2 protein-coding genes are annotated in these 614 nt (G+C 52.8%); both read left to right on the top strand.

Annotation, left to right across the window (positions count from 1 at the left end; all coding sequences use genetic code 11):
* Positions 1–215: hypothetical protein (locus AC1RO3_RS08265; protein WP_481763969.1), on the top strand; the 215-nt coding region annotated here is incomplete at its 5' end.
* Positions 208–540: a hypothetical protein gene (locus tag AC1RO3_RS08260; RefSeq protein WP_281116339.1), complete on the top strand. Its 333-nt coding sequence runs from the start codon at positions 208–210 to the stop codon at positions 538–540. The genes AC1RO3_RS08265 and AC1RO3_RS08260, both read left to right, overlap by 8 nt.
* Positions 541–614: the final 74 nt, after the last annotated feature.

Below are 614 nucleotides of genomic sequence, written 5' to 3'. Positions count from 1 at the left end.
ACCAGCCGGACGCTGTTGTGCTGGAAACTACCGATCTGATTGCTGATCTGGGATTTAATGATGCGCTGCACATGAGCGTTCTGATGGACATCGAAGACGCGTACGATATCTCGTTCGAGTCCAGCAACGCCAAACTCCGAATGGTTGGGGCAATCGCGCACGAGGCAAAACTTCTGATCGACGCGGGCCAGCAAAAGAGAGACGAAAATGCATAGTGTGCTTGACGCAACTCACTATGCAGCAGGTATCGACAATCTGCAACTTAAGCGCGCTGCTCAATTCTTTGAGCTAAGCAGCACGATTGATGATGGCGTGGCCGATTTCGTGGTTTGGATCATTCAGCAGGTGATGCCCGAAATCCGAAACGATTTGGCGCATCTTACCGAAACTGAAGTCGAGCAGGTGGCTTCTAAAGCACGGACCGCTGAAATGATGCGCGTGCTGCGTATTCTTGATATGTGTATGGTAGAACCGCGCGCCGAGGCCCAGTCGGTAGAAGCGGCCTATGCACGACGTGTGCGTGAAAAGTTGCTGAGCTAAGGAGAATTATGACACGAGAACAACGCGTGGCGTGCCGAGAAGCTTTCGAACGCACGACGGGCCGCACCATGATT

Source organism: Dellaglioa sp. CoH-57-MRSF-19, assembly GCF_056781975.1.
This window is presented reverse-complemented; position numbering and strand designations above follow the sequence as displayed.